We start from the raw sequence: 24154 nt of genomic DNA, 5'->3' as shown, positions 1-24154 counted from the left end.
TGCGCGAGCCGGCGGACCGGCCAACGGCCGTCAGCCGAGCGGAAGTCCGCGAGCGGTGTAGCGGTCGCCCTGGTGCTCGACGACGAGCGGCAGGCCGAAGCAGAGGGAGAGGTTGCGGGAGCTGAGCTCGGTCTCCATGGGGCCGGCCGCGAGCACCTTGCCCTGACGGATCATCAGGACGTGGGTGAAGCCGGGCGCGATCTCCTCGACGTGGTGCGTGACCATGATCATGGAGGGCGCGTACGGGTCGCGGGCCAGCCGGCCGAGACGGCGGACCAGGTCCTCGCGGCCGCCGAGGTCGAGACCGGCGGCCGGCTCGTCGAGGAGCAGCAGCTCGGGGTCGGTCATCATCGCGCGGGCGATCAGGGTGCGCTTGCGCTCGCCCTCGGAGAGGGTGCCGAACTTCCGCTCCAGGTAGTCGGTCATGCCGAGCCGGTCGAGGAAGGCGCGGGCCCGGTCCTCGTCGACCTTGTCGTAGTTCTCGTTCCACGTGGCGGTCATGCCGTACGCGGCGGTGAGCACCGTCTGCAGGACCGTCTGGCGCTTGGGCAGCTTCTCCGCCATGGCGACGCCCGCGATGCCGATGCGGGGGCGCAGGTCGAAGACGTCGGTGCCGACGCCGCCGAGCTGCTCGCCGAGGATGGTGGCGCTGCCCTTGGTCGGGAAGAGGTAGCTGGACGCGATGTTGAGGAGGGTGGTCTTGCCGGCGCCGTTCGGGCCGAGGATGACCCAGCGCTCCCCCTCCTTGACCGACCAGGAGACATCGTCCACCAGAGCGCGTCCGTCGCGGACCACGGATACGTCCACCAGCTCCAGTACATCGCTCATGAGCGCGTTGTCTCCCCATGCAGTCTCGAGATCGTCGCGTGCCTGTGGGCACAGCTCCCAGGGAAAACCTACGCCACCGCGCGAACGCTTCCGGCGCTGGGCCCGTGGTCGGGCGGTCACCGTACCGCCGTCGCGCGGCCTTGGGGCGGGTCCTGGGAGGGTGGGGACAGGGCGTGGGTGCGTTCCCTAGGCTGGTGCCATGCTTTCGGAACCACGCTCAGGGCTGCTGGCCGCTTGGGGCAACGCGCTGCTGGCCGGACTCGTGTCGCCCGACGACGCGGCGCTGGCCATTGTCGGGGAGGACGCGGTTCACCGCGTCGAGGGACTGCCGGGTGAGGCCGGGCCGGTCGGGCTCACGCTCGCGCTGGGGCGGCTGCGGGCGCTGGGGGTGACGGGTTTCCGGGTCGCGCTGCCGGTTCCCGGGCATCCGCTGGGGCTCAGCGGCCCTGCGGAGTTCAACGCCCGGGCGCTGGAGGCCGAGGAGGCGGTGGTCACCTTCGGTGCGCCGTACGGGCTGGTGCCCGAGGTGCGTGAGGCGGGGCCCGCCGGGGATCTTCATGTCGACGTGGTGTGGCAGTGCCTCGCGGTGCGCGAGGCGCCGCCGGCCGATGTGCCGTCGCTGGGCGAGGCCGAGCGGGAGCTCGCGGAGGCGTTGCGGGATGCGACGGCGCTGCTGTCGCGGCTCGACGTGGCCGGTTCGGGGCCGGTGGCCGAGGCCGCGGTGGACGCGTACCGGGCGCGGGCGGAGCGGGGCCGCGAGGTGCTCGCCCCCGGGTATCCGCCGCGGGCGGTCCGGGTGCTGGAGCTGGCGCAGCGGGTCGGGCTGCTGGTCTCGGTGGCACAGGAGAACGGTCACGGCGGTGCGGTGAGCGCGTCGGAGATGGCGGCGCGGGGTGAGGCGCTGCGGCCGGTGGAGCGGGTGGCGCGGCGGGCGCAGGTCGCGGCGTACAACGCGTATGTGGAGGAGCGGGCGCGGTAGGTGGGGGCGGGGCGTGTACGGGGGCGGGCGCGCCTGCTCCTTGTCCTCAAGCGCCGGACGGGCTGGAAGAGATGCCCTCGATCGCCGGGCGGGCTTGATTGTGCGCTGATGGGCTGCCTTACGCGCGGGCGGGCGCCGGACGGGCCTGATTGTGCGCGGGCTGACCTCGCACGCCGCGCAGCGTTTGATCTCGGCGCCTGACAGGGCCGTTTACGCGTGATGCCGCCGCCCGGTCCCCGCAGGGGCCGGACGGCGGCATCGCCGTGTGTGTGGCGCGTCAGCCGTTCAGGCCGAAGTTGCCGAAGGCCGGGTTGAGCAGGCCGATCACGTTGACCGTGTTGCCGACCACGTTCACCGGGACGTGGACCGGGACCTGGACGAGGTTGCCGCTGGCCACACCCGGGGAGTGGGCCGCGACACCGTGGGCGCCCGCACCGCTGTGGCCGGTGGCGGAGGCCGCGCCGGCACCGGCGGCGATGATGCCACCGGCGATCATGGTGACGGCAGCAGCCTTCTTCAGGTTCTTCACTTCAGGATCCTCCTAGCGTCGCTGCGGCCAGCCGCCGCAGCACGCCATGAAGAACGCACCGGGCCGGAAGAAGATGCGCCGTTCGGGTGACGTACACCCGGGAGTGTGAATCATGGGCCGCAGGGTGACGCCTGTTCCGGTCTCCCGGGCCGGTTGCCGCTCAGCCCGCCGCCCCGTGCCGGACCGCCCAGAGCGCCGCCTGGGTGCGGTCGGACAGGTCCAGCTTCATGAGGATGTTCGAGACGTGGGTCTTGACCGTCTTCTCGGAGAGGACCAGAGCCCGCGCGATCTCGCGGTTGGAACGGCCGTCGGCGATCAGGCCGAGCACCTCCCGCTCCCGTTCGGTGAGGGTGCTCCCCCGGCCGGTCCCGGAGCCCGGATCGTCCTGGGCGAGCAGTGCGCCCGCCACTTCCGGCTGGAGCAGCACGTGGCCCGCGTACACCGAGCGGATGGCGCCGGCCAGCGCGTCCGGGTCGACGTCCTTGTACACGTAGCCGGAGGCTCCGGCGCGCAGGGCGGGGACGACCGTGCGCTGTTCGGTGAAGCTGGTGACGATCAGCACCTTGGCGGGGTTCTCCAGTTCGCGGAGCCTGCGCAGCGCCTCGATGCCGTCGGTGCCGGGCATCTTGATGTCCATCAGCACCACGTCGGGACGCAGCTCCTCGGTCCTGGCCACTCCCTCCGCGCCGTCGGACGCCTCGCCGACGACCTCTATGTCGTCCTGGATCTCCAGGAACGTACGCAGACCGCGGCGGACCACCTGGTGGTCGTCGACCAGCAGCACCCTGATGATCCGGTCAGCCACCGGGTACCTCCATCTCGATCGTGGTGCCCTTGCCGGGCGCCGATTCAACGGTGAGCCGCCCGCCGACCCCGCTCGCGCGGTCCCGCATCGAGACCAGGCCCAGGTGCCGTCCCGCCCGGCGGGTGGCGGCGGGTTCGAAGCCGCGGCCGTCGTCCGTGATCCGCAGCACCGTGTCACTGCCGCGACGGGTGAGGGTGACGTCGACGTGTGCGGCCTCCGAGTGCCGCAGGGCGTTGTGGAGGGCCTCCTGGGAGACCCTGAGCAGTGCCTCCTCCTGGGAGGCGGGCAGGGCCCGGATGCCCACGCTCCGGAAGGTGACGCGGGCGGTGTGCGCGCGGTCCAGGACCTGGATCTGGGTGCGGAGGGTGGCGATGAGGCCGTCCTCGTCGAGCGCCGCGGGGCGCAGCTCGATGACGGCGGCCCGCAGTTCGTCGACGGCCTCCGCAGCCAGCGCGGCGACCTGCTGGAGCTCGCCCTTGGCCCGTGCCGGGTCGCGGTCGACCAGGGTGGCGGCGGCCTGGGCGGTGAGCCGCAGGGAGAAGAGCTTCTGGCTGACGGCGTCGTGCAGCTCGTGGGCGAGCCGGGAGCGCTCCTCGGCGATGGTGAGCTCGCGGCTGCGTTCGTACAGCCGGGCGTTGGTGAGGGCGATCGCGGCGTGCTGGGCGAGGATCGACAGCAGTTCCTCGTCATCGGCGGTGAAGCCGCAGCTGCCCTCCGGCTTCGGGCAGCGCTTGTTGGCCAGGAAGAGGGCGCCGATGACGTCGTCGCCGTCCCTGATCGGCAGCCCGAGGAAGTCGGACATGTCGGGGTGGGCGGAGGGCCAGCCCTCGAAGCGCGGGTCCTTGCGGACGTCGGCCAGGCGCTCGGGCTTCGCCTCGTGGAGCATCGCGGCGAGGATGCCGTGCTGGCGCGGGAGCGGCCCGATGGCCTTCCACTGCTCGTCGCTGACGCCGTCGACGACGAACTGGGCGAAGCCTCCGTGGTCGTCGGGGACCCCCAGGGCCGCGTACTCGGCGTCCAGCAGTTCGCGGGCCGACGCGACGATCGTCTTCAGGACGTCCCGCATCTCGAGGTGCCGGCTCATGGCGAGCAGCGCGGCGCTGACGGCTGCGAGGCCCGACGGTGGGCTGTGGCTCATGGCCCTCACCGTACCGGCGGGCCGTACCCCCCGTATCCGCCTGTGGACGGCCGCTGATTAGGGCGTGGGGACTAGGTCGAAGGGCCTTGCGGTTGCGGCCCGGGGACGAGGCGCCGCCGGGGCGGTCCTTTCTACGTTGGAGGGGTCCGGGGCCGGCCGGTGGCCGCCCACGGGGCTCATGACGGTTCGAAGGGGACGGTTGTCATGTCTGTCGCATTGATTACGGGTGGTTCCAGGGGGCTGGGCCGTGCGCTGGCCGAGGCGCTCGCGGAACGGGGCTGGGATCTGGTCCTGGACGCCAGGACCGCCGGGGCTCTCCAGGAGACGGCGGACGGGCTGCGGAGCCGGTACGGGGCCCGGGTGGTGGCGCTCGCCGGTGATGTCACCGACGACGCGCACCGGGCGGAGCTCGCGGCGGCCGCGCGCGGGCTCGGCGGGCTCGATCTGCTGGTGAGCAATGCCAGCGCGCTGGGCGCCGAGCCGCTCGTACGCCTCGAGGCGCTGACGCCGGAGGGGCTGCGGCAGGCGCTGGAGACCAATGTGGTGGCGGCGCTCGGCCTGCTGCGGGAGACCCTGCCGCTGCTGCGGGCCGCGGCGGCGGGCTCGGTCGTGGTGGTCAGCTCGGACGCGGCCGCGGAGCCGTATCCCGCCTGGGGCGGTTACGGGGCGTCGAAGGCTGCGCTCGACCAGCTGGCCGCGGTGCTGGGGGTGGAGGAGCCGGGGCTGCGGGTGTGGGCCGTCGATCCGGGTGACATGGGGACGGCGCTCTACGCGGCGGCGGTACCGGACGACGACGATCCGCGGCCGCGTCCGGAGAGCGTGGCGCCCGCGTTCCTGCGGCTGCTGGACCTGCGGCCGGTGAGCGGGCGCTATGCGGCGACGGCGCTGCTTCGGGCGGCGGGCGCCGGGGCCGGGGAGGAGCGGTGACCGCGCTCGACGCGCTGCGGGTGCCCGCCGAGCTGCTCGCGCGGGTGCCGGCCGAGCAGCGGGGTGCGGGACGGGACGACGTACGGCTGCTGGTGTCGCGGGGGCGGGAGGTCTCGCACCACGCGTTCCGGGAGCTGCCGGGGCAGCTGAGGGCCGGTGACGTGCTGGTGGTGAACACGTCCCCGACGCTGGCCGCCGCGGTGAACGGGCGGGTGGGCGGCGACCGGGTGGTGGTGCACTTCTCGACCCGGGGCGCGGACGGGCGCTGGGCGGTGGAGCTGCGGCGGCCGGACGGGGCCGGGGCGACGCTGCCGCGCCCCGGCGGGCCGGCCGGGGCGGCCGTCCGGCTGCCGGGCGGCTCGCAGCTGGTGCTCGTGGAGCCGGTGGGCGGCGCGGGCGACGGGGCGCGGCTGTGGTGGACGCGGGGAGGGATCGACGTGCCGGGGCTGCTGCGGCGGTACGGGCGGCCGATCCGGTACGGGTACACGGAGCGGGACCAGCCGCTGTCCGCGTATCAGACGGTGTTCGCGCTGCCGGCCGCCGACGGGAGCGGTTCGGCGGAGATGCCGAGCGCGGCCCGGCCCTTCACCGCCGGGCTCGTGGCGGCTCTGGTGAGCCGCGGGGTGCAGTTCGCACCGCTGACGCTGCACACGGGGGTGGCTTCCGCGGAGGCGCACGAGCCGCCGTATCCGGAGCCCTTCGAGGTGCCGTCGACCACCGCGTGGCTGGTGAACGCGGCCCGGGCGGGCGGCGGGCGGGTGATCGCGGTGGGGACGACGGCGGTGCGCGCGCTGGAGTCGTCGGCCGGCCCCGACGGGGTGGTGCGGGCGGCCGCCGGCTGGACGGATCTGGTGGTGACGCCGCAGCGGGGCGTGCGGGTGGTCGACGGGCTGCTGACCGGTCTGCACGAGCCACGGGCCTCGCACCTGCTGATGCTGGAGGCGGTCGCGGGCAGGGAGGCGCTGGACCGCGGATACGGGGAGGCGCTGCGCCACCGGTACCTCTGGCACGAGTTCGGGGACGTCCATCTCCTGCTGCCCGCGGGGCCCGGGCGGGGGTTCCGGGAGCCGCGACCCGTTCCGGAGCATCACAGTCCGAATTGCTGAAGCAACATTCGGTGATTCTGTTACCTGCTCGATGTGAGGACGCGCATAGGACCCACGTCACTTACGAAGCCGCCTAGTGGACCAATAAGGGCGATTTGAGTGGGCATGAGTACCCAAATGTCCGATTGGGCGGACCCCGGCTCCACTACCTGGCTTCGTACGTCACACCTTTGCCACGACATTTTGCTGCCGCTAAGAATTGCTGTTGTCCCCGACGGAGATGCGAAGTCGCCTCCCGTCTTCGTCCTCCGTGAGGACTCCCGCGATTCGAAGAGGTACGCCTGTATGTCCGCGTCCAGCATTCCCGGCCGTCTCCGCCGCCTGAACAAGACCCAGAAGCTCTCCGCCGCCGGCATCTCCGCCGTCGCCGCCGCGGCACTCTCCTTGTCCCTGGTGCCCGGTCACGCCGCAGAGGCCGAGACCGAGCCCCAGGCACTCTCCGCCGCTCCGGTCGTCTTCGCGTCCGCCGCCGGCGCCCCGCAGGCGAAGACCATCCAGAACAGCATCATCGAGCAGCACTCCACCGCCGAGCAGCTGGTCAAGGCCGCCGACGCCGCGAAGGCCAAGAAGGCCGCCGCCGTGAAGGAGAAGGCCGAGGCCGTCGCCAAGGCGAAGAAGGCCAAGGCCAGGGCGCACGCCAAGGCGAAGGCCCACAAGGCCGCCGCCAAGCGCGGCCACCAGGCCGCCAGCCGCTCCGAGTCCCGTACCGCCGTCTACGGCAACAACCTGGACGGCTGGATCAAGGAGTCCCTGGCCATCATGAAGGCCAAGGGCATCCCGGGAACCTACGACGGCCTGCACCGCAACATCATCCGTGAGTCCAGCGGCAACCCGAGGGCCATCAACGACTGGGACGTCAACGCGGTCAACGGTGTCCCGTCGAAGGGTCTGCTCCAGATCATCAAGCCGACCTTCGACGCCTACCACGTCGGCGGTACCCCCCACGACCAGTACGACCCGGTCGCCAACATCACCGCGTCGGCCAACTACGCCGCCGACAAGTACGGCTCGATCGACAACGTCAACAGCGCGTACTGATCCGTAGGGCACCTGACAGCGCCGAAGGGCGGCACCCCACGAGGGGTGCCGCCCTTCGGCGTCGTGCTGTCAGCGGTGGGAGCCGCGCTACTTGCGCATGACCTCGGGCTCGTGGCGGCGCAGCAGGCGCGCGACCGCGAAGCCGCAGATGATGCCGAGCACCAGCAGCACCGTGAGGTTGATCCCCCACTGGCTGACCGAATGCTCCCAGAGCGGGTCCAGGTCCGTGGGGTTCTTCTGGTCCCACGGCGGCATGAGGTGGGCGAGGTCGAGCGTCGAGCCCGCTCCGGCGATCGCCCAGCGGGACGGCATCAGCCAGGCGAACTGCTCCAGGCCGGGCGATCCGTACACCTGGAAGAGGATGCCGGTGAAGACGACCTGGACGATGGCGAACATGACCAGCAGCGGCATGGTCTTCTCGGAGGTCTTCACCAGCGAGGAGATCACCAGGCCGAACATCATCGAGGTGAAGCCGAGCGCGATGATCGTCACGCAGAGCTCGATGGCCGGCGGCATGATCAGGCCCTCCGCGGGCAGATCGCGGGTGGCGAAGCCGATGCCGCAGATGATGACGCCCTGGATGGCCGTGATCACGCCGAGCACGATCACTTTGGACATCAGGTAGGCCGAGCGGGAGAGGCCGGTGGCCCGTTCCCGTTCGTAGATGACCCGTTCCTTGATCAGTTCTCGTACGGAGTTGGCCGCGGCCGAGAAGGTCATGCCGATCACCAGGATCAGCATGATCGTTCCGGCGTCGCCGTTGAACCGGGACGGCGGCTTCGGCGGGGCGAGGCCGAAGTCGGCGGGGATGACCACGCTGACGATGCCGAGCACCGCCGGCAGGATCACCATGAGACCCATGAAGCCCTTGTCGGACGCGATCACCGAGACGTAGCGGCGCATCAGCGTCCACAGCTGCGTCATCCAGCCCTGCGGCTTCGGCGGGCGCATCTGCTGGTGCGGCGGCATGTGCACGGGCTGCGCGGCGACGGCGTCGATGTCGGCGGCGTACATCTGGTAGTGCTGCGAACCGCGCCAGCGGCCCGCCCAGTCGTAGTCGCGGTAGTTCTCGAAGGCCGAGAAGACGTCGGCCCAGGTGCCGTAGCCGAAGAAGTTGAGCGCTTCCTCCGGCGGACCGAAGTAGGCGACGGCACCGCCCGGCGCCATCACCAGGAGCTTGTCGCAGATGGCCAGCTCGGCGACCGAGTGCGTGACGACCAGGACGGTACGGCCGTCGTCGGCCAGGCCGCGCAGCAGCTGCATGACATCGCGGTCCATGCCCGGGTCGAGGCCGGAGGTCGGCTCGTCCAGGAAGATCAGCGACGGCTTGGTCAGCAGCTCCAGGGCGACCGACACGCGCTTGCGCTGGCCACCGGAGAGCGAGGTGACCTTCTTGTCCTTGTGGATGTCGAGCTTGAGCTCGGCCAGGACCTCCTGGATCCGGGCCTGGCGCTCGGCCTCCGTGGTGTCCGCGGGGAAGCGGAGCTTGGCGGCGTACTTGAGGGCGCGGGTGACGGTCAGTTCCTTGTGCAGGATGTCGTCCTGCGGGACCAGACCGATGCGCTGGCGCAGCTCGGCGAACTGCTTGTACAGGTTCCGGTTGTCGTAGAGGACGTCGCCCTGGTTGGCGGGCCGGTAGCCGGTGAGCGCCTTGAGCAGGGTGGACTTTCCGGAGCCGGACGGGCCGATGACGCCGATCAGCGACTTCTCCGGGACGCCGAAGGAGACGTCCTTGAGGATCTGCTTTCCGCCGTCGACCGTCACCGTGAGGTGGCGGGCGGCGAAGGAGACCTCACCGGTGTCGACGAACTCCTCGAGCCGGTCGCCGACCAGCCGGAAGGTCGAGTGGCCGACGCCGACGATGTCGTTCGGCCCGATGAGCGCGGTGCCGGACTTCGAGAGCGGCTGGCCGTTGACGTACGTACCGTTGTGGGATCCGAGGTCACGGATCTCGAAACGGCCGTCGGGCGTCGCGTGGAACTCGGCGTGGTGGCGCGAGACCTGCAGGTCGGAGACGACCAGCTCGTTCTCCAGCGCACGGCCGATGCGCATCACCCGGCCGAGGGCCAGCTGGTGGAACGTGGTCGGGCTCCGGTCGCCGTACACCGGTGGCGCCCCCGCCGCGCCGCCGGGGCCGCCGTGCGGTGCCGGTCCGTTGCCCTGCTGGTGCGGCACCTGGGGCCGCTGCTGCTGGGCCTGCGGCTGCTGCTGCCAGGCCTGCTGCTGCGCCGGCGGCTGGGCGGGCTGCTGCCAGCCCGGTCCGCCCTGCGGCTGCTGCTGCGGCGGGGTCTGCGGCTGCTGGACGGGGGCCTGGGCACCCGCTGCGGCCTGCCCGCTGTAGACGTCGGCACCGGCCGCGGCGCCGCTGAGACTCACCCGCGGCCCGTCGGTGGCGTTGCCGAGGTTCACCGTGGAACCGGGCCCGATCTCCATCTGATGGATCCGCTGGCCCTGCACATAGGTGCCGTTGGTGCTGCCGTGGTCCTCGATGAACCAACTGTGGCCGCTCCAGCTGATCGTGGCATGCCGCCACGACACTCTGGCATCGTCGATCATCATGTCGCCCTGCGGATCACGTCCGAGGGTGTACGACCGGGACGGATCGAGCGTCCAGGTCCTGCCATTCAATTCCAGTACGAGTTCCGGCACTCCGCGCCCCACTAGTTGTCCCCCGAGTTACCCCCGTTGCAGGGAGTCTAGGGATGCTGAACATCGTGGGGAACTATTCCAGGAGCAGTCCCCGATACGAAAGCCGGGCGGCACGTTGACCGAACCGAGACCGCACCGTTGCGACCGTCCCGGCCCGAACCGCCACCTAACACCGCAGCTGGTCACAGGCCGGGTCAGACCGCAAGGATCGGGAGCATCGGGGACACCGGGCGGGCTGTCCGGTCCTCGGGACGGGCGGTCGGGGGCGCGCCGCGGACCGATACGGTGGGAACACCATGAGCGCATCGCAGCCCCCTCGGCCCTCCCTGTCTCCTGAGCCCCCTGAGGCACATCAGGGCATAGACACACCGACCCTTCTCGTGAAGATCTTCGGCAAGGACCGCCCCGGCATCACCGCCGGGCTCTTCGACACCCTCGCCGCCTACTCGGTCGACGTCGTCGACATCGAGCAGGTCGTCACCCGTGGCCGCATCGTCCTGTGCGCGCTGGTCACCTCCCCGACCGCGGGCGGCACCACGGAGGGCGACCTGCGGGCCACCGTGCACAGCTGGGCCGAGTCGCTGAGGCTGCAGGCCGAGATCATCTCCGGTACGGGCGACAACCGCCCGCGCGGCGACGGCCGTTCCCATGTGACGGTGCTCGGCCACCCGCTGACCGCGGAGTCGACCGCCGCCATAGCGGCCAGGATCACCTCGACCGGCGGGAACATCGACCGGATCTTCCGGCTGGCGAAGTACCCCGTCACGGCCGTCGAGTTCGCGGTGTCCGGCACCGGGACCGAGACGCTGCGCACCGCGCTGGCCATCGAGGCCGCCGGGATCGGGGTCGACGTGGCGGTCGTCTCGGCCGGGCTGAGCCGGCGGGCACAGCGCCTCGTCGTGATGGACGTCGACTCGACGCTCATCCAGGACGAGGTCATCGAGCTCTTCGCGGCCCACGCCGGCTGCGAGGCCGAGGTCGCCGCGGTGACCGAGCAGGCGATGCGCGGCGAACTCGACTTCGAGCAGTCGCTGCACGCCCGGGTGGCGCTGCTGGCCGGGCTCGACGTGTCGGTGGTGGAGAAGGTGCGCGCCGATGTGCGGCTGACGCCGGGGGCCCGCACCCTGATCCGTACGCTGAAGCGGCTCGGCTACCAAGTGGGCGTCGTCTCGGGCGGGTTCACCCAGGTGACGGACGATCTGAAGGAGCGGCTCGGGCTCGACTTCGCCTCTGCCAACACTCTGGAGGTCGTCGACGGGAAGCTCACCGGCCGGGTGACCGGGGACATCGTCGACCGGGCCGGCAAGGCCCGGCTGCTGCGCAGCTTCGCCGCGGAGGCCGGGGTGCCGCTGGCGCAGACGGTGGCGATCGGCGACGGGGCGAACGACCTGGACATGCTGAACACCGCGGGCCTCGGGGTCGCCTTCAACGCCAAGCCGGTGGTCCGCGAGGCCGCGCACACCGCGGTGAACGTGCCGTTCCTGGACACCGTGCTCTATCTGCTCGGCATCACCCGCGAGGAGGTCGAGGCCGCCGACGGTCTCGTCGAGTAGGGACGCGCGGCCCGCACGTGCACAGGGCCCGGGTGCGCACGCTTCGGCGTGCGCACCCGGGCCCTGTCGTGAGCCGGGGCGGGTCAGTCGTTCGGCGTCCAGTACTCGACGAGCTTGCCGACGCCGTGCTCCACGCTCTTCCAGGTGCCGGAGAACGCGACCACGGCGAACGCGGCGGTCGGGAAGCCGCCTCGGCTCATCCTGGCCAGGGCGTCGCCCTCGCCCGCGCCCGCGAGGGCGTCGGCGACGGCGTGCATGCCCGGGTTGTGGCCGATCACCAGCAGATCGCGGACCTCGTCGGGGGTCTCGTTGATCAGCGCGATCAGCTCGCCGAGCGAGGCGTCGTAGAGCCGCTCCTCGTACACGGTCCTGGGGCGCTCCGGCATCTCGTGCACGGCGAGCTTCCACGTCTCTCGCGTCCTGGCCGCGGTGGAACAGAGGGCCAGATCGAAGACGATCCCGGAATCGACGAGTTTGCGGCCTGCCACGGGGGCGTCCTTGCGGCCGCGCTCCGCGAGCGGCCGCTCATGGTCGGAGTCCTGCGACCATTCCGCCTTTGCATGCCTGAGAAGGACGATCCTGCGAGGTGTATCGACGCTCATACACCTCAGCTTCGCATGAAATGCGGCACCCGGCGCAGGGTGTTGGAGGGCTCCCCCGCACGGGTCACCGGACGTCAGCGGGTCAGCAGGTCCACGATTCGCTCGAGCAACCGGCCGACCGCGGGGTCGCCCGCGGCGGCGTGCGCCTGTCCCGGTCCGGCCATCAGCAGCAGGAGCGCGGCGAAGGCCACGGCGGGCAGTGCGACGGCCCACCAGGGCAGCCGGACCTCGACGGCGCCCGCGTCCGGGCGGGTGGACGGGGTGTGCGTACGGGCCGGCATGTCCGCCTCCGTGGGTGCTGGATTCCGATACCCAGAACCTACGGATCCCGGGGCGCCGGTCACATCCGGTGACCCACCCACTTCACCCTGACCCTGGCCCCCTAGGGGTTGGTGGGGCTAGCCCCACCCCCGCGCCGGGAGCCGTGCGTCACGGAGAGGCGATGGAGGCGATCACGCCGATGACGACCGTGATCAGCAACATGGCCCCGAAGACCATGAGCAGCTTCTTCTGACCGTTCTGGGGATTCGGATCGAGCACAGGAGACATGGCCACAGTCTCGCATCTCAGCATTCGTCCTCGATCGTCCGGTCCCGTCCGGCGAGGATGCCCGCCACCATCTGGGGCACCATCAGGGCCGCCATCAGGGCGATCGGCAGCCCCCAGCCGCCGCTGTGCTGGTAGAGCACGCCGACCAGGAGCGGGCCGGGGATCGAGATGAGGTATCCGGTGGACTGGGCGAACGCGGAGAGCCTGACCACGCCGGCGCCGCTGCGGGAGCGCATGCCGATCATGGTGAGGGCGAGCGGGAAGGCGCAGTTCGAGATGCCCAGGAGCAGCGCCCAGGCCCAGGCGCCGCCGGACGGGGCGAGGTAGAGGCCCGCGTAGCCGACGAGGCCGCAGGCGCCGAGGAAGACCACGATCGGGCCCTGGTTCTTCATCCGGGCGGCGACCCTGGGGATGACGAAGGCGAGCGGTACGCCCATGGCCATGGTGACGGCGAGCAGGACGCCCGCGGTGCCGGCCGAGACCCCGGCGTCGCGGAAGATCTGCGGCATCCATCCCATGGTGATGTAGGCGGCGGTGGCCTGGAGGCCGAAGAAGCAGGCGAGGCCCCAGGCGGTGCGGCTGCGGGTGATGCGGAGCGCGGGGGCCTCGGTCCGGTGGGCCGCGGGGTGGCCGGAGGCGCCGCCGCGCTCCCGTACCAGCGGGATCCAGGGCAGGATCGCGGCGGCGGCGAGCACGGCCCAGATGCCGAGGCCGGCCTTCCAGCTGCCGCCCATGGCGTTGGTCATGGGCACGGTCACGGCCGCGGCCAGCGAGGTGCCGAGCGCCAGGGCCATGGAGTAGAGGCCGGTCATGGAGCCGACGCGGTCCGGGAACCAGCGCTTGACGATCACCGGCATCAGGACGTTGCTGACGGCGATGCCCATCAGGGCCAGCGCGCTCGCGGCGAGGAAGCCGGCCGTCCCGCCGATGAGGGGCCTGATCACCAGCCCCGCGGTGATGGCGACCATGCCCGCGCAGACGACAGCGCCGGGTCCGAAGCGACGGGCCAGGCGTGGCGCCATGACGCCGAAGACCGCGAAGCAGAGCGGCGGTACGGAGGTGAGGACGCCGGCGACGCTGCCGCTCATGTGCAGCCCGTCGCGCACCTCTTCGAGGAGGGCGCCGAGGCTGGTGATGGCGGGGCGGAGGTTGAGCGCGGTGAGGACGAGCCCGACCACGACCAGGCGGAGCAGCCACGGGGCGGGGCCGGCTGCCGGGGCGGCGGTCTCCTGGGCGGAGAGGCCGGTGCGGGAGGCCGCCGGGGCGGCGGGGCTCAGCGTCCGGGTCGGGGCCGAGGGAGGGGTTTCGTCGTCACGCATGGGGCCATCATAGAATCATGGGATGATTGCTTGTCCAATTCTCTTGGTCCCCTGAGAAGATTCGGATACCTCCGCGAAACGGGGGGCGGCCGGCCGTCCTCCGTACACCCGAGCAAGGAGCACCATGGCGCTGACGTCCCCGCGGCGTTCGGCACTCGCCGACCAGGTGATTGCCCAGCTGAGGAACCAGATCACGTCGGGCGAGTGGCCCGTGGGCTCGCGCATCCCCACCGAGCCCGAGCTGGTCGAGCAGCTGGGGGTGGCCCGCAACACCGTCCGCGAGGCGGTGCGCGCCCTCGCGCACAACGGGCTGCTCGACATCCGGCAGGGCTCGGGCACCTATGTGGTGGCCACCAGTGAGCTGGCCGGGGTGATGCACCGCCGGTTCGCGTCCGCCGATCCGCGCCACATCGCCGAGCTGCGGTCGACCCTGGAGTCGTCGGCGGCCCGTCTGGCCGCCGCGCGGCGCACCGACCGCGACCTGAAGCAGCTGGACGCGCTCATGCGGCGCCGGGAGGAGACCTGGGCGGCCGGCGACGCCGAGGCTTTCGTCGCGGCGGACGCGACCCTGCATCTGGCCGTGGTCGCCGCCTCGCACAACGACGTGCTGACCGGCCTCTACGCCGACCTGGGTGATCTGCTGCGCGACTATCTGCGTGACGACGTCGGCCATGAGCTGCGGCCGGAGAACCACATGGACCACAGCCGGCTCGTCGAGGCGATCCGTGCCGGTGACGCGGAGACGGCGGCGGCCGAGGCGGCGAGCCACGCGCTGAGCTGCCTGGTGGACCGGGTCTAGCGGCGGTCCGGCCCCGGATCCAGGGCGCGTTCCGAAAGTAGCGCCGTCCGCCCGGAAGGCGGCGCCGCCGGGCGGACGGCGCGCGTTCCGAAAGTAGCGCCGTCCGCCCGGAAGGCGGCGCCGCCGGGCGGACGGGACTTCCAGAGCACGCCCTAGGACTCCGCCTCGTCCTTCTTGCCCGTCTCCTCGTCGTGCGTCTCCCGCGCGTGGGTGACCCAGGCCGAGGAGACCTCTTTCCAGCAGCGGTCGTCCAGCCGCACGGTCCGCCCCGGGCCGACGGCGACCGGCTTGGAGTCCGCGTCGACGTCCCACCAGCGGGCACATTCGGTGTGCAGCTGCACGCGGTCGGCGCTGGGGTACGGGTTGTGGCAGTAGGCGACGACCCGGGAGCCCTTCACCGCCGTACGGCATTCCGCGCCGGAGGGCTCGGGGTCGGACGCGGGAGGCGCGGCCGCGCCGACGGCTCCGACGTGCCCCGCCGCGTACAGACCGACGGGCACGAGCAGTCCGGCGACGGCGGCGGAGGCCGCCAGCAGGGAGCGGGTTCGGTGACGTGTGCCGCGCACAGCGATCTCCTCCCCTAGGGCCTGATCCGCCGGCCAGGCATCGGCCTGACCAGAAGTCCGGGTTCCTCCACATTCTGCGGTGGATCGACCAGCTTTTCGACCTGAGCGCCCGGAGCCCTGACGGGACAAGGAAAACGGCCGCGCACCGCCTCCGGAGAGGCGGTGCGCGGCCGGGGTGCGGGAGGGGGGTCAGGCCCCGATCATGTGCACGCCACCGTCGACGTGGATGATCTCGCCCGTCGTCTTCGGGAAGAAGTCCGAGAGCAGCGCGACGATCGCGCGGCCGGCCGGCTCCGGGTCGGCCATGTCCCACGCCAGCGGGGAGCGGGTGTCCCACACGCTGGCGAGCTCACCGAAGCCCGGGATGGACTTGGCGGCCATCGAGCCGAGCGGCCCGGCGGAGACCAGGTTGCAGCGCAGCCCGTCCTTGCCCAGGTCGCGGGCGAGGTAGCGGGAGGTGGCCTCCAGGGCGGCCTTGGTCGGGCCCATCCAGTCGTACTGCGGCCAGGCGAACTGCGCGTCGAAGGTGAGTCCGACGATCGAACCGCCCTCGCTCATCAGCGGCTTGCACGCCATGGCGAGCGACTTCAGCGAGAACGCCGAGACGTGCATCGCGGTGGCGACCGACTCGAAGGGGGTGTTGAGGAAGTTGCCGCCGAGCGCGTCCTGCGGCGCGAAGCCGATGGAGTGGACGACACCGTCGAGCGAACCCAGCTCCTCCTTCACCAGACCGGCGAGCCGGTCCAGGTGCTCGGCGTTGGTCACGTCCAGCTCGATGACCTTGGCCGGCTTGGGCAGCTTCCGGGCGATGCGCTCCGTCAGCGTGGGGCGCGGGAAGGCGGTCAGAATGATCTCCGCGCCCTGCTCCTGGGCCACCTTCGCGGCGTGGAACGCGATGGACGACTCCATCAGCACCCCGGTGATGAGGATGCGCTTGCCGTCGAGAATTCCGCTCATGGTGATCAGTGACCCATGCCCAATCCGCCGTCAACGGGGATGACGGCTCCAGTGATGTACGACGCGTCGTCGGAAGCGAGGAAGCGCACCGCGGCGGCGATCTCCTCGGGCTGCGCGTAACGCGCGAGCGGCACCTGGGCGACGATGCCCTTGCGCTGCTCCTCGGTGAGCACCTGCGTCATGTCGGTGTCGACGAAGCCGGGCGCGACGACGTTGAAAGTGATGTTCCGCGAGCCGAGCTCGCGCGCCAGGGACCTGGCGAAGCCGACCAGACCGGCCTTGGACGCGGCGTAGTTGGCCTGCCCCGCCGAGCCGAGGAGGCCGACGACGGAGGAGATGAGGACGACGCGGCCCTTCTTGGCGCGCAGCATGCCGCGATTGGCGCGCTTGACGACCCGGAAGGTGCCGGTGAGGTTGGTGTCGAGGACGGACGTGAAGTCCTCCTCGGACATCCGCATCAGCAACTGGTCCTTGGTGATACCGGCGTTGGCGACCAGCACCTCCACGTTGCCGTGCTTCTCCTCGATCTCCTTGTAGGCCTGCTCCACCTGCTCGGCATCGGTGATGTCGCAACGGACCGCGAGAACGCCGGCCTCGGTGAGCTCCGAGGGCGGCTCGCCGGAGCGGTAGGTGATCGCGACCTTGTCGCCGTTGGCGGCGAAGGCGCGGGCGATGGCGAGGCCGATGCCCCGGTTTCCTCCGGTGACGAGAACCGAGCGGCTCAACGGATCACCCTTTCGATAGCGGTCTGGTAACTCGAAAACCTATCGGTACCACCCGCTCCCCGAGGAATCGGCCCCTGACAGGGCCTTCCCCCGGGCACTGTGGGGTTCCTACAGTCACGCATCCGGCCGGGCCCGGCCGGGCGGGCCCCGCGGCGGCCCGGAATTGGGCCGCGACGCCGTTGCGGTCATGCTTCACTGCCTCGTAAACGATCCGAGGGTATGCGACGCAGAGGAGAGGCCGCCCGTGCCCCATGAGGTAGATCAGTCGTTCCTGGCACTCCCGTTGCGGCCCCTCGCCGACGCGGCGCTGGCCCGCGCGCGGGCGCTCGGGGCCGTGCACGCCGACTTCCGGTTCGAGCGGGTGCGCAGTGCCACCTGGCGGCTGCGGGACGCCCGGCCGGCCGGTTCGTCGGACACCACCGATCTCGGATACGCGGTGCGGGTGGTGCACGGCGGGGCGTGGGGGTTCGCCTCCGGGGTGGACCTGACGATGGACGCGGCGGCGAAGGTGGCCTCGCAGGCCGTCGCCATGGCGAAGCTGTCGGCGAAGGTGATCGCGGCGGCGGGGTCCGACGAGCGCGTGGAACTGGCGGACGAGCCGGTGCACGGGGAGCGGAGCTGGGTCTCTGCGTACGACATCGACCCCTTCGACGTACCGGCCGAGGAGAAGGCGGGGCTGCTCGCCGAGTGGAGCGGCCGGCTGCTGGGGGCTGAGGGCGTCGCGCATGTGGACGCCTCGCTGATGACCGTCCACGAGAACAAGTTCTACGCCGACACGGCGGGCACGGTCACCACGCAGCAGCGGGTGCGGCTGCATCCGCAGTTCACCGCGGTCGCCGTGGACGCGAAGTCCGGTGAGTTCGACTCGATGCGGACGATCGCACCGCCGGCCGGACGCGGCTGGGAGTACCTGACCGGGACCGGCTGGGACTGGGGCACGGAGCTGGACAGCATCCCCGGGCTGCTGGCCGAGAAGATGCGGGCGCCGAGCGTCGAGGCGGGGACGTACGACCTGGTCGTCGACCCGTCCAATCTCTGGCTGACCATCCACGAGTCGATCGGCCACGCCACCGAGCTCGACAGGGCGCTGGGGTACGAGGCGGCGTACGCCGGGACCTCGTTCGCCACCTTCGACCAGCTGGGCAAGCTGGCGTACGGCTCCCCGGTGATGAACGTGACGGGCGACCGCACCGCCGAGCACGGCCTCGCCACGATCGGGTACGACGACGAGGGTGTCGAGGCCCAGTCCTGGGACCTGGTCAAGGACGGGACGCTGGTGGGCTACCAGCTGGACCGGCGGATCGCGAAGCTGACGGGGCTCGGCCGCTCCAACGGCTGCGCCTACGCGGACTCCCCGGGCCATGTCCCCGTACAGCGCATGGCCAATGTGTCGTTGCAGCCGGATCCGGGCGGGCTCTCCACGGAGGATCTGATCGGCGGGGTGGAGCGCGGGATCTACGTGGTCGGCGACCGGTCCTGGTCCATTGATATGCAGCGGTACAACTTCCAGTTCACCGGGCAGCGGTTCTTCCGGATCGAGAACGGCCGGCTGGCCGGACAGCTGCGCGATGTCGCGTACCAGGCGACGACGACGGACTTCTGGGGCTCGATGGAGAAGGTGGGCGGCCCGCAGACGTACGTCCTGGGCGGCGCCTTCAACTGCGGCAAGGCCCAGCCGGGCCAGGTCGCGGCGGTCTCGCACGGCTGCCCCTCCGCCCTCTTCCGGGGCGTGAACATCCTCAACACGACGCAGGAGGCCGGACGATGAGCGGCGACCACGGAACCGGCCGGGGGTCCGGGGGGCGTCCCCCGGGCAGGCACAGTCTCAACACGACGCAGGAGGCCGGACGATGAGCCGCGTCAGCAAGCCGCACGAGATCGTCGAGCGGGCGCTCGAACTGTCCACCGCCGACGGCTGTGTGGTCATCGCCGACGAGGAGTCGTCGGCCAATCTGCGCTGGGCGGGCAACGCGCTGACCACGAACGGGGTGACCCGGGGCCGCACCCTGACCGTCATCGCCACGTTCGACGGGGCCGAGGGCGCCGCCTCCGGTGTGGTGTCCCGGTCCGCCGTGACCGCCGCCGATCTGGAGCCGCTGGTGCGGGCCGCAGAGGCCGCCGCGCGCGGAGCCGGTCCGGCCGAGGACGCGCAGCCGCTGGTCAGCGGGGTGCCGGACTCCCCCGACTTCACGGACGCGCCCGCGGAGACGGGTTCCGATGTCTACGCGGCGTTCGCGCCCGCGCTCGGCGACGCCTTCGCCCGGGCCCGGGCCGGCGGCCGTGAGCTGTACGGCTTCGCCAACCACGAGATGACGTCGACGTACCTGGGCACGTCGACGGGGCTGCGGCTGCGCCACGACCAGCCGAACGGCACCCTGGAGCTGAACGCCAAGTCGCCCGACCGGTCGCGCTCGGCGTGGGCGGGGCGTTCTACGCGTGACTTCAAGGACGTCGACCCGGCGGAGCTGGACGACGAACTCGCGCGGCGGCTGGTCTGGGCGGAGCGCCGGATCGAGCTGCCGGCCGGGCGGTACGAGACACTGCTGCCGCCGACCGCCGTCGCCGACCTGCTGATCTACCAGCTGTGGTCGGCGACCGCGCGGGACGCCGTCGAGGGCCGGACGGTGTTCTCCAAGCCGGGCGGCGGCACCCGGCTCGGCGACACGCTGTCCCCGCTTCCGCTGACACTGCGCAGCGACCCGCACGCTCCGGGCATCGAGTCCGCACCCTTCGTCATCGCGCACTCCTCCGGGGACGGCGGCTCGGTCTTCGACAACGGGCTGCCGCTCGGCCGGACCGACTGGATCAAGGACGGCCGTCTCGACCGGCTGACGACGACCCGGCACACCGCCGGCCTGACCGGGCTGCCGGTCGCCCCGGCGATCGACAACCTGGTGCTGGAGGGCGGTGGCGAGCGGTCCCTGGACGAGATGGTCGCGGCGACGACCGGCCGCGCACTGCTGCTGACCTGCATGTGGTACATCCGGGAGGTCGATCCGGCGACGCTGCTGCTGACCGGGCTGACCCGCGACGGGGTGTATCTCGTGGAGGACGGGGAGGTCGTCGGCGAGGTGAACAACTTCCGCTTCAACGAGTCCCCGGTGGACCTGCTGTCGCGGGCCACCGAGGCGGGGCGCACGGAGAAGACGCTGCCGCGCGAGTGGGGCGACTGGTTCACCCGGGCCGCGATGCCCGCGCTGCGCATCCCCGACTTCAACATGAGCTCGGTGAGCCCGGGCGTGTGACCGGCCTAGACTGACTGTTGCCTTTCGATCCACGTATCGGCACACCACGTATCGACACACATAGCTGCTGAGGAGACACGGAACCGTGACGGACATCGTCGACGAGCTGAAGTGGCGCGGGCTGTTCGCCCAGTCCACTGACGAGGACGCCCTGCGCAAGGCTCTCGCGGACGGTCCGGTCACGTTCTATTGCGGCTACGACCCGACCGCGGCGAGCCTGCACGTCGGCCATCTGGTGCAGGTGCTCACCATGCGCCGGCTCCAGCGGGCCGGTCTGCGGCCGCTCGCCCTGGTGGGCGGGGCCACCGGTCAGATCGGTGACCCGCGGCCGACCGCCGAGCGCACGCTGAACGACCCGGAGACCATCGCCGCCTGGGTGGCGCGGCTGCGCTCCCAGATCGAGCCGTTCCTGTCCTTCGAGGGCGAGAACGCGGCGGTCATGGTGAACAACCTGGACTGGACCGCGGGCATGTCCGCGATCGAGTTCCTGCGGGACATCGGCAAGCACTTCCGGGTCAACAAGATGCTCACCAAGGAGTCCATCGCCCGGCGGCTGGAGTCCGACGAGGGCATCAGCTACACCGAGTTCAGCTACCAGCTGCTCCAGAGCATGGACTTCCTGGAGCTGTACCGGCGGCACGGCTGCACCCTCCAGCAGGGCGGCAGCGACCAGTGGGGCAACCTCACCGCGGGCCTCGACCTGATCCACCGCCTGGAGCCGGGCGCCGAGGTGCACGCGCTGGCGACCCCGCTGATGACGAAGGCGGACGGCACCAAGTTCGGCAAGTCCGAGAGCGGCGCCGTCTGGCTCGACCCGGAGATGACCACGCCGTACGCGTTCTACCAGTTCTGGCTGAACGTGGACGACCGGGACATCTCGCGCTACATGCGCATCCTCAGCTTCCTGAGCATCGACGAGCTGACGGAGCTGGAGAAGGTCACCGAGGAGCGGCCGCAGGCGAGGGCCGCTCAGCGCGCGCTGGCCGAGGAGCTGACGACGCTGGTGCACGGCGCGGACCAGTGCGCCGCGGTCATCGCCGCGTCGAAGGCGCTGTTCGGCCAGGGCGAGCTCGGCGAACTCGACGAGGCGACTCTGGGCGCCGCGCTGTCCGAGGTGCCGCACGCGCGGGTCGCCGAGCTCGGTCCGCTGGTCGACCTGCTGGTGGAGGTCGGTCTGGCGCCGAGCAAGTCGGGTGCCCGGCGCACGGTCAAGGAGGGCGGCGCCTACGTGAACAACGTGAAGGCCGTCGACGGCGAGGCGGCCCCGGCCCGTGAGGAGCTGCTGCACGGGCGCTGGCTGGTGCTGCGCCGGGGCAAGAAGAACCTCGCGGCGATCGAGGTCGCGGCCGGCTGAGCCGCACCCGTACGGGGCGTCACCACAGCACTGCGGCCGGACACGCGCGATGCGTGTCCGGCCGCGGTGCTGCGCCCGTTCGGCGGGCCCGGTGGTTCAGGTTTTCTGCCGACTGCCGCGGATGGAGGCCCACAGCATGTCGCCGACACCGACCACCACCACGGCTCCGATCAGCTGGAGCACATGGCGTGTCCAGTCGATGCCCTTGGTGTCGTTGACACCGATCCAGGTGGCGACAGCATTGCCGAGGATGCTGCCGATGATGCCGAAAATGGTCGTCAGCCAGAGTGGGATCTCCTGTTTGCCCGGCAGGATCGCCTTCGCGATCAGACCGAGCACCAGGCCCACGATGATTGCCCACAACCAGCTCATGTCGCCTCCTCGTGCGACGCGGTGTCGCGCATGTCCGCCCAGTCTCGGTCCTGGTGCGGTACGCCGCATGTCGGACAGGTCCGTACGTGCGACGGGGTGGCGCGGTGTACGTACACCGCGCGCCCCGGTCTCGAACCCGGGGGTGGCCCGGCGTACCGTGGGATCCGGTGCTCGGGGAAGGTGGGTGGAGGCGTGTTGCGGAAGCAGGGCGGTGCGGAGGTCTTCCGGATCACGGGGGCCCGGCAGGGACTCGCGGACGATGTCCGCGGCAGGCAGCGACGCTATGTGATCTCGATGTCCGTGCGCACGGTTTCGGTCGTCGCGGCGGCATCGCTGTGGAACGTGGAGCGCCATGTGGCGATCGTGGCGCTGGCGCTGGGGGTCCTGCTCCCGTACGTCGCCGTCGTCATCGCCAACGCGGGCCGGGAGAACACCCCTTCGCTGCCCTCCACCTTCGTGCCGGCGCCGACGCGGCCGGCTCTGGCGGCCGCTCCGGCGGAGCCCGTTCCGGATGCCGAACCTGTCTTCCGGACTCCGGATCCGCAGGAGCACGGCTGAGCCCACGGCGTGCCCAAGCTCAAGAAAAGCTCAGATCAATCATGAAGTTCCAGTGCACTGCACCCCGGTCTGCGTGACATACTTCGTGAGCGCTCCGCATCCCCCGTCGGAGCGACGGACCGACGCCGGGCAGCTCCCCCCGTGGCTGCTCGGCGTCGCCTTTTCTCCGGCGGGGATGCCCGCAGCATGTGCCGGGCGGCACAGCCCTTAGGGTTGAGTGCGTGAGCTCCCCCGATGGCACACCCGCTCCCGGCCCCGCCGCCCCCGTCTGTTCGGCCAAGGGCTGCCGTGCCGACGCCGTGTGGGTGCTGGCCTGGAACAACCCGAAGCTGCACACCCCCGAGCGTCGCAAGACCTGGCTGGCCTGTGACGAGCACCGGGAGCATCTGTCGTCGTTCCTCGGGATGCGGGGCTTCCTGAAGGACGTGGTGACGCTGGCGGAGTGGGAGTCGCAGGACTCGCCGCCCGCGTAGCCGGAGGCTCTAGCCGCCGATCGCCGACATCGGGCGGTCGGGCTGGAGGAAGGACGGGTCGTCGAGACCGGATCCGGCCTTCTTGCCCCACATGGCGAGCTTCCAGATCCGGGCGATCTCCTCGTCCGGCGCCTCGGAGCGCAGTGCGCCGCGCAGGTCGGTCTCCTCGCGGGCGAACAGGCAGGTGCGCACCTGCCCGTCGGCGGTGAGACGGGTGCGGTCGCAGGCCCGGCAGAACGGTCGGGTGACCGAGGCGATGACGCCGACCCGGTGGGGGCCGCCGTCGACGAGCCAGCGCTCGGCGGGGGCGGAGCCGCGCTCGCCGTCCTCCTCGGCGGTGAGGGCGAAGCGGGTGCGCAGCGACTCCAGGATGTCGCCCGCGGTGATCATGCCGTCGCGCTTCCAGCCGTGCTGGGCGTCGAGCGGCATCTGCTCGATGAAGCGGAGCTCGTAGTCGTTCTCCACGGCCCAGGCGAGGAGGTCGGGGGCCTCGTCGTCATTGAGTCCCGGCATCAGGACCGTGTTGACCTTGACGGGGGTGAGCCCGGCGTCACGGGCGGCCTCCAGTCCGGCCAGGACGTCGTGGTGCCGGTCGCGGCGGGTGAGGGTCTTGAACGCCTCGGGGCGCAGGGTGTCCAGCGAGACGTTGACCCGGTCCAGGCCCGCGTCCTTGAGGGCGGCGGCGGTCCGCTTGAGTCCGATGCCGTTGGTCGTGAGCGACATCTTCGGGCGGGGCTCCAGCGCCGCGCACTGCTGGACGATGGAGACGAGTCCCGGGCGCAGCAGCGGCTCTCCGCCGGTGAAGCGGACTTCCGTGATGCCGAGCCGGGTGACGGCGATCCGGACAAGGCGGACGATCTCGTCGTCGCTCAGCAGGTCGGGCTTGGCCAGCCACTGCAGGCCTTCCTCGGGCATGCAGTAGGTGCAGCGAAGATTGCACCGGTCGGTGAGCGAGACGCGCAGGTCGGTGGCGACCCGGTCGAATGTGTCGATGAGCATGGTGGGCCCCCTCCCCCGGTGACTTCCCGGTTGCGGTATCTGACTCTTTCGAGACTACGCGAGACCAGTGACAACGGAGGGGCC

The 24154-nt window shown here is 71.3% G+C and carries 25 protein-coding genes; 11 read left to right on the top strand and 14 right to left on the bottom strand.

The genetic code is table 11. The features are described 5' to 3' along the window. Positions 1-30: 30 nt before the first annotated feature. Positions 31-828, bottom strand: coding sequence for an ABC transporter ATP-binding protein (locus tag OG521_30920; protein ID WUW24942.1), 798 nt, complete (start codon positions 826-828; stop codon positions 31-33). A gap of 199 nt (positions 829-1027) precedes the next feature. On the opposite strand from OG521_30920, the gene OG521_30915 reads away from it, so the two are divergent. After that, a complete protein-coding gene (locus tag OG521_30915; GenBank protein WUW24941.1) occupies positions 1028-1807 on the top strand; it encodes a hypothetical protein in 780 nt (259 codons plus the stop codon). A 277-nt stretch (positions 1808-2084) separates the two neighbouring features. Here OG521_30915 and OG521_30910 read toward each other — a convergent pair whose 3' ends face one another. The 3 genes from OG521_30910 to OG521_30900 all read right to left on the bottom strand — a co-directional run bounded on the left by OG521_30910 (position 2085) and on the right by OG521_30900 (position 4279). Continuing rightward, on the bottom strand, positions 2085-2336 hold the full coding sequence (locus tag OG521_30910; protein WUW24940.1) for a chaplin: 252 nt from the start codon (positions 2334-2336) through the stop codon (positions 2085-2087). 160 nt (positions 2337-2496) lie between these two features. Then, a complete protein-coding gene (locus tag OG521_30905) occupies positions 2497-3141 on the bottom strand; it encodes a response regulator transcription factor (protein ID WUW24939.1) in 645 nt (214 codons plus the stop codon). After that, the gene (locus OG521_30900; GenBank protein WUW24938.1) at positions 3134-4279 is read right to left on the bottom strand and encodes a GAF domain-containing sensor histidine kinase; all 1146 of its coding nucleotides are present in this window, start codon (positions 4277-4279) and stop codon (positions 3134-3136) included. The genes OG521_30905 and OG521_30900 overlap by 8 nt, the downstream gene beginning before the upstream one ends. 204 nt (positions 4280-4483) lie before the next feature. On the opposite strand from OG521_30900, the gene OG521_30895 reads away from it, so the two are divergent. From OG521_30895 to OG521_30885, 3 genes are all read left to right on the top strand, one after another. After that, positions 4484-5206, top strand: a complete 723-nt coding sequence (locus OG521_30895) for an SDR family oxidoreductase (protein ID WUW24937.1) — start codon at positions 4484-4486, stop codon at positions 5204-5206. Then, the gene (locus OG521_30890; protein ID WUW24936.1) at positions 5203-6312 is read left to right on the top strand and encodes an S-adenosylmethionine:tRNA ribosyltransferase-isomerase; all 1110 of its coding nucleotides are present in this window, start codon (positions 5203-5205) and stop codon (positions 6310-6312) included. The genes OG521_30895 and OG521_30890 overlap by 4 nt, the downstream gene beginning before the upstream one ends. Before the next feature lie 285 nt (positions 6313-6597). Then, on the top strand, positions 6598-7350 hold the full coding sequence (locus OG521_30885) for a transglycosylase SLT domain-containing protein (GenBank protein ID WUW24935.1): 753 nt from the start codon (positions 6598-6600) through the stop codon (positions 7348-7350). Positions 7351-7437: 87 nt separating this feature from the next. Here OG521_30885 and OG521_30880 read toward each other — a convergent pair whose 3' ends face one another. Further along, entirely contained in the window at positions 7438-10011 is a 2574-nt protein-coding gene (locus OG521_30880; GenBank protein ID WUW24934.1) for an FHA domain-containing protein, read from the bottom strand. A gap of 284 nt (positions 10012-10295) precedes the next feature. Between OG521_30880 and serB the strand changes: the two genes are divergently transcribed. Beyond that, a complete protein-coding gene (gene serB / locus OG521_30875; GenBank protein WUW24933.1) occupies positions 10296-11552 on the top strand; it encodes a phosphoserine phosphatase SerB in 1257 nt (418 codons plus the stop codon). Positions 11553-11635: 83 nt separating this feature from the next. Here the strand turns inward: serB and OG521_30870 are convergent, their stop codons facing one another. From OG521_30870 to OG521_30855, 4 genes are all read right to left on the bottom strand, one after another. Further along, positions 11636-12154: a histidine phosphatase family protein gene (locus OG521_30870; protein WUW24932.1), complete on the bottom strand. Its 519-nt coding sequence runs from the start codon at positions 12152-12154 to the stop codon at positions 11636-11638. A 74-nt stretch (positions 12155-12228) separates the two neighbouring features. After that, positions 12229-12435, bottom strand: a complete 207-nt coding sequence (locus OG521_30865; GenBank protein ID WUW24931.1) for a hypothetical protein — start codon at positions 12433-12435, stop codon at positions 12229-12231. A 148-nt stretch (positions 12436-12583) separates the two neighbouring features. Further along, positions 12584-12694 carry an SGM_5486 family transporter-associated protein gene (locus OG521_30860; GenBank protein ID WUW26859.1) on the bottom strand — a complete coding sequence of 37 codons (111 nt, stop codon included), beginning with the start codon at positions 12692-12694 and terminating at the stop codon, positions 12584-12586. 26 nt (positions 12695-12720) lie between these two features. Continuing rightward, positions 12721-14022 (bottom strand): MFS transporter, encoded by a 1302-nt coding sequence (locus OG521_30855; protein ID WUW24930.1) that lies wholly within the window; start codon positions 14020-14022, stop codon positions 12721-12723. 124 nt (positions 14023-14146) lie between these two features. Here OG521_30855 and OG521_30850 point away from each other — a divergent pair, with 124 nt between their 5' ends. Beyond that, complete coding sequence (locus OG521_30850) at positions 14147-14821, top strand: FadR family transcriptional regulator (protein ID WUW24929.1); 675 nt, start codon at positions 14147-14149, stop codon at positions 14819-14821. A 152-nt stretch (positions 14822-14973) separates the two neighbouring features. Here the strand turns inward: OG521_30850 and OG521_30845 are convergent, their stop codons facing one another. The 3 genes from OG521_30845 to fabG all read right to left on the bottom strand — a co-directional run bounded on the left by OG521_30845 (position 14974) and on the right by fabG (position 17069). Continuing rightward, positions 14974-15387 carry a hypothetical protein gene (locus tag OG521_30845; protein ID WUW24928.1) on the bottom strand — a complete coding sequence of 138 codons (414 nt, stop codon included), beginning with the start codon at positions 15385-15387 and terminating at the stop codon, positions 14974-14976. 189 nt (positions 15388-15576) lie between these two features. After that, on the bottom strand, positions 15577-16344 hold the full coding sequence (gene fabI / locus OG521_30840; protein WUW24927.1) for an enoyl-ACP reductase FabI: 768 nt from the start codon (positions 16342-16344) through the stop codon (positions 15577-15579). 5 nt (positions 16345-16349) lie between these two features. Then, entirely contained in the window at positions 16350-17069 is a 720-nt protein-coding gene (fabG, locus tag OG521_30835; protein ID WUW24926.1) for a 3-oxoacyl-[acyl-carrier-protein] reductase, read from the bottom strand. Positions 17070-17313: 244 nt separating this feature from the next. Here fabG and OG521_30830 point away from each other — a divergent pair, with 244 nt between their 5' ends. The 3 genes from OG521_30830 (at position 17314) to tyrS (ending at position 21668) form a co-directional block, all read left to right on the top strand. Then, positions 17314-18837 (top strand): TldD/PmbA family protein, encoded by a 1524-nt coding sequence (locus OG521_30830; protein WUW24925.1) that lies wholly within the window; start codon positions 17314-17316, stop codon positions 18835-18837. Positions 18838-18919: 82 nt separating this feature from the next. Further along, positions 18920-20314, top strand: a complete 1395-nt coding sequence (locus OG521_30825) for a metallopeptidase TldD-related protein (protein ID WUW24924.1) — start codon at positions 18920-18922, stop codon at positions 20312-20314. 85 nt (positions 20315-20399) lie between these two features. Beyond that, complete coding sequence (gene tyrS / locus OG521_30820) at positions 20400-21668, top strand: tyrosine--tRNA ligase (GenBank protein WUW24923.1); 1269 nt, start codon at positions 20400-20402, stop codon at positions 21666-21668. A 96-nt stretch (positions 21669-21764) separates the two neighbouring features. Here the strand turns inward: tyrS and OG521_30815 are convergent, their stop codons facing one another. Continuing rightward, positions 21765-22040, bottom strand: coding sequence for a GlsB/YeaQ/YmgE family stress response membrane protein (locus OG521_30815; GenBank protein WUW24922.1), 276 nt, complete (start codon positions 22038-22040; stop codon positions 21765-21767). 192 nt (positions 22041-22232) lie between these two features. Between OG521_30815 and OG521_30810 the strand changes: the two genes are divergently transcribed. Both OG521_30810 and OG521_30805 read left to right on the top strand, forming a co-directional pair. Next, positions 22233-22598 carry a DUF3099 domain-containing protein gene (locus OG521_30810; protein ID WUW24921.1) on the top strand — a complete coding sequence of 122 codons (366 nt, stop codon included), beginning with the start codon at positions 22233-22235 and terminating at the stop codon, positions 22596-22598. Between the two features lie 221 nt (positions 22599-22819). Next, positions 22820-23071, top strand: a complete 252-nt coding sequence (locus tag OG521_30805; GenBank protein WUW24920.1) for a hypothetical protein — start codon at positions 22820-22822, stop codon at positions 23069-23071. Positions 23072-23080: 9 nt separating this feature from the next. Here the strand turns inward: OG521_30805 and moaA are convergent, their stop codons facing one another. Continuing rightward, entirely contained in the window at positions 23081-24070 is a 990-nt protein-coding gene (gene moaA, locus OG521_30800; protein ID WUW24919.1) for a GTP 3',8-cyclase MoaA, read from the bottom strand. Between the last annotated feature and the right edge of the window lie 84 nt (positions 24071-24154).

This window comes from Streptomyces sp. NBC_01463 (assembly GCA_036227345.1).
Classification (GTDB): Bacteria; Actinomycetota; Actinomycetes; order Streptomycetales; family Streptomycetaceae; genus Streptomyces.
The sequence above is the reverse complement of the archived record's forward strand: the minus strand, read 5'-3'. Positions and strand labels throughout refer to the sequence as shown.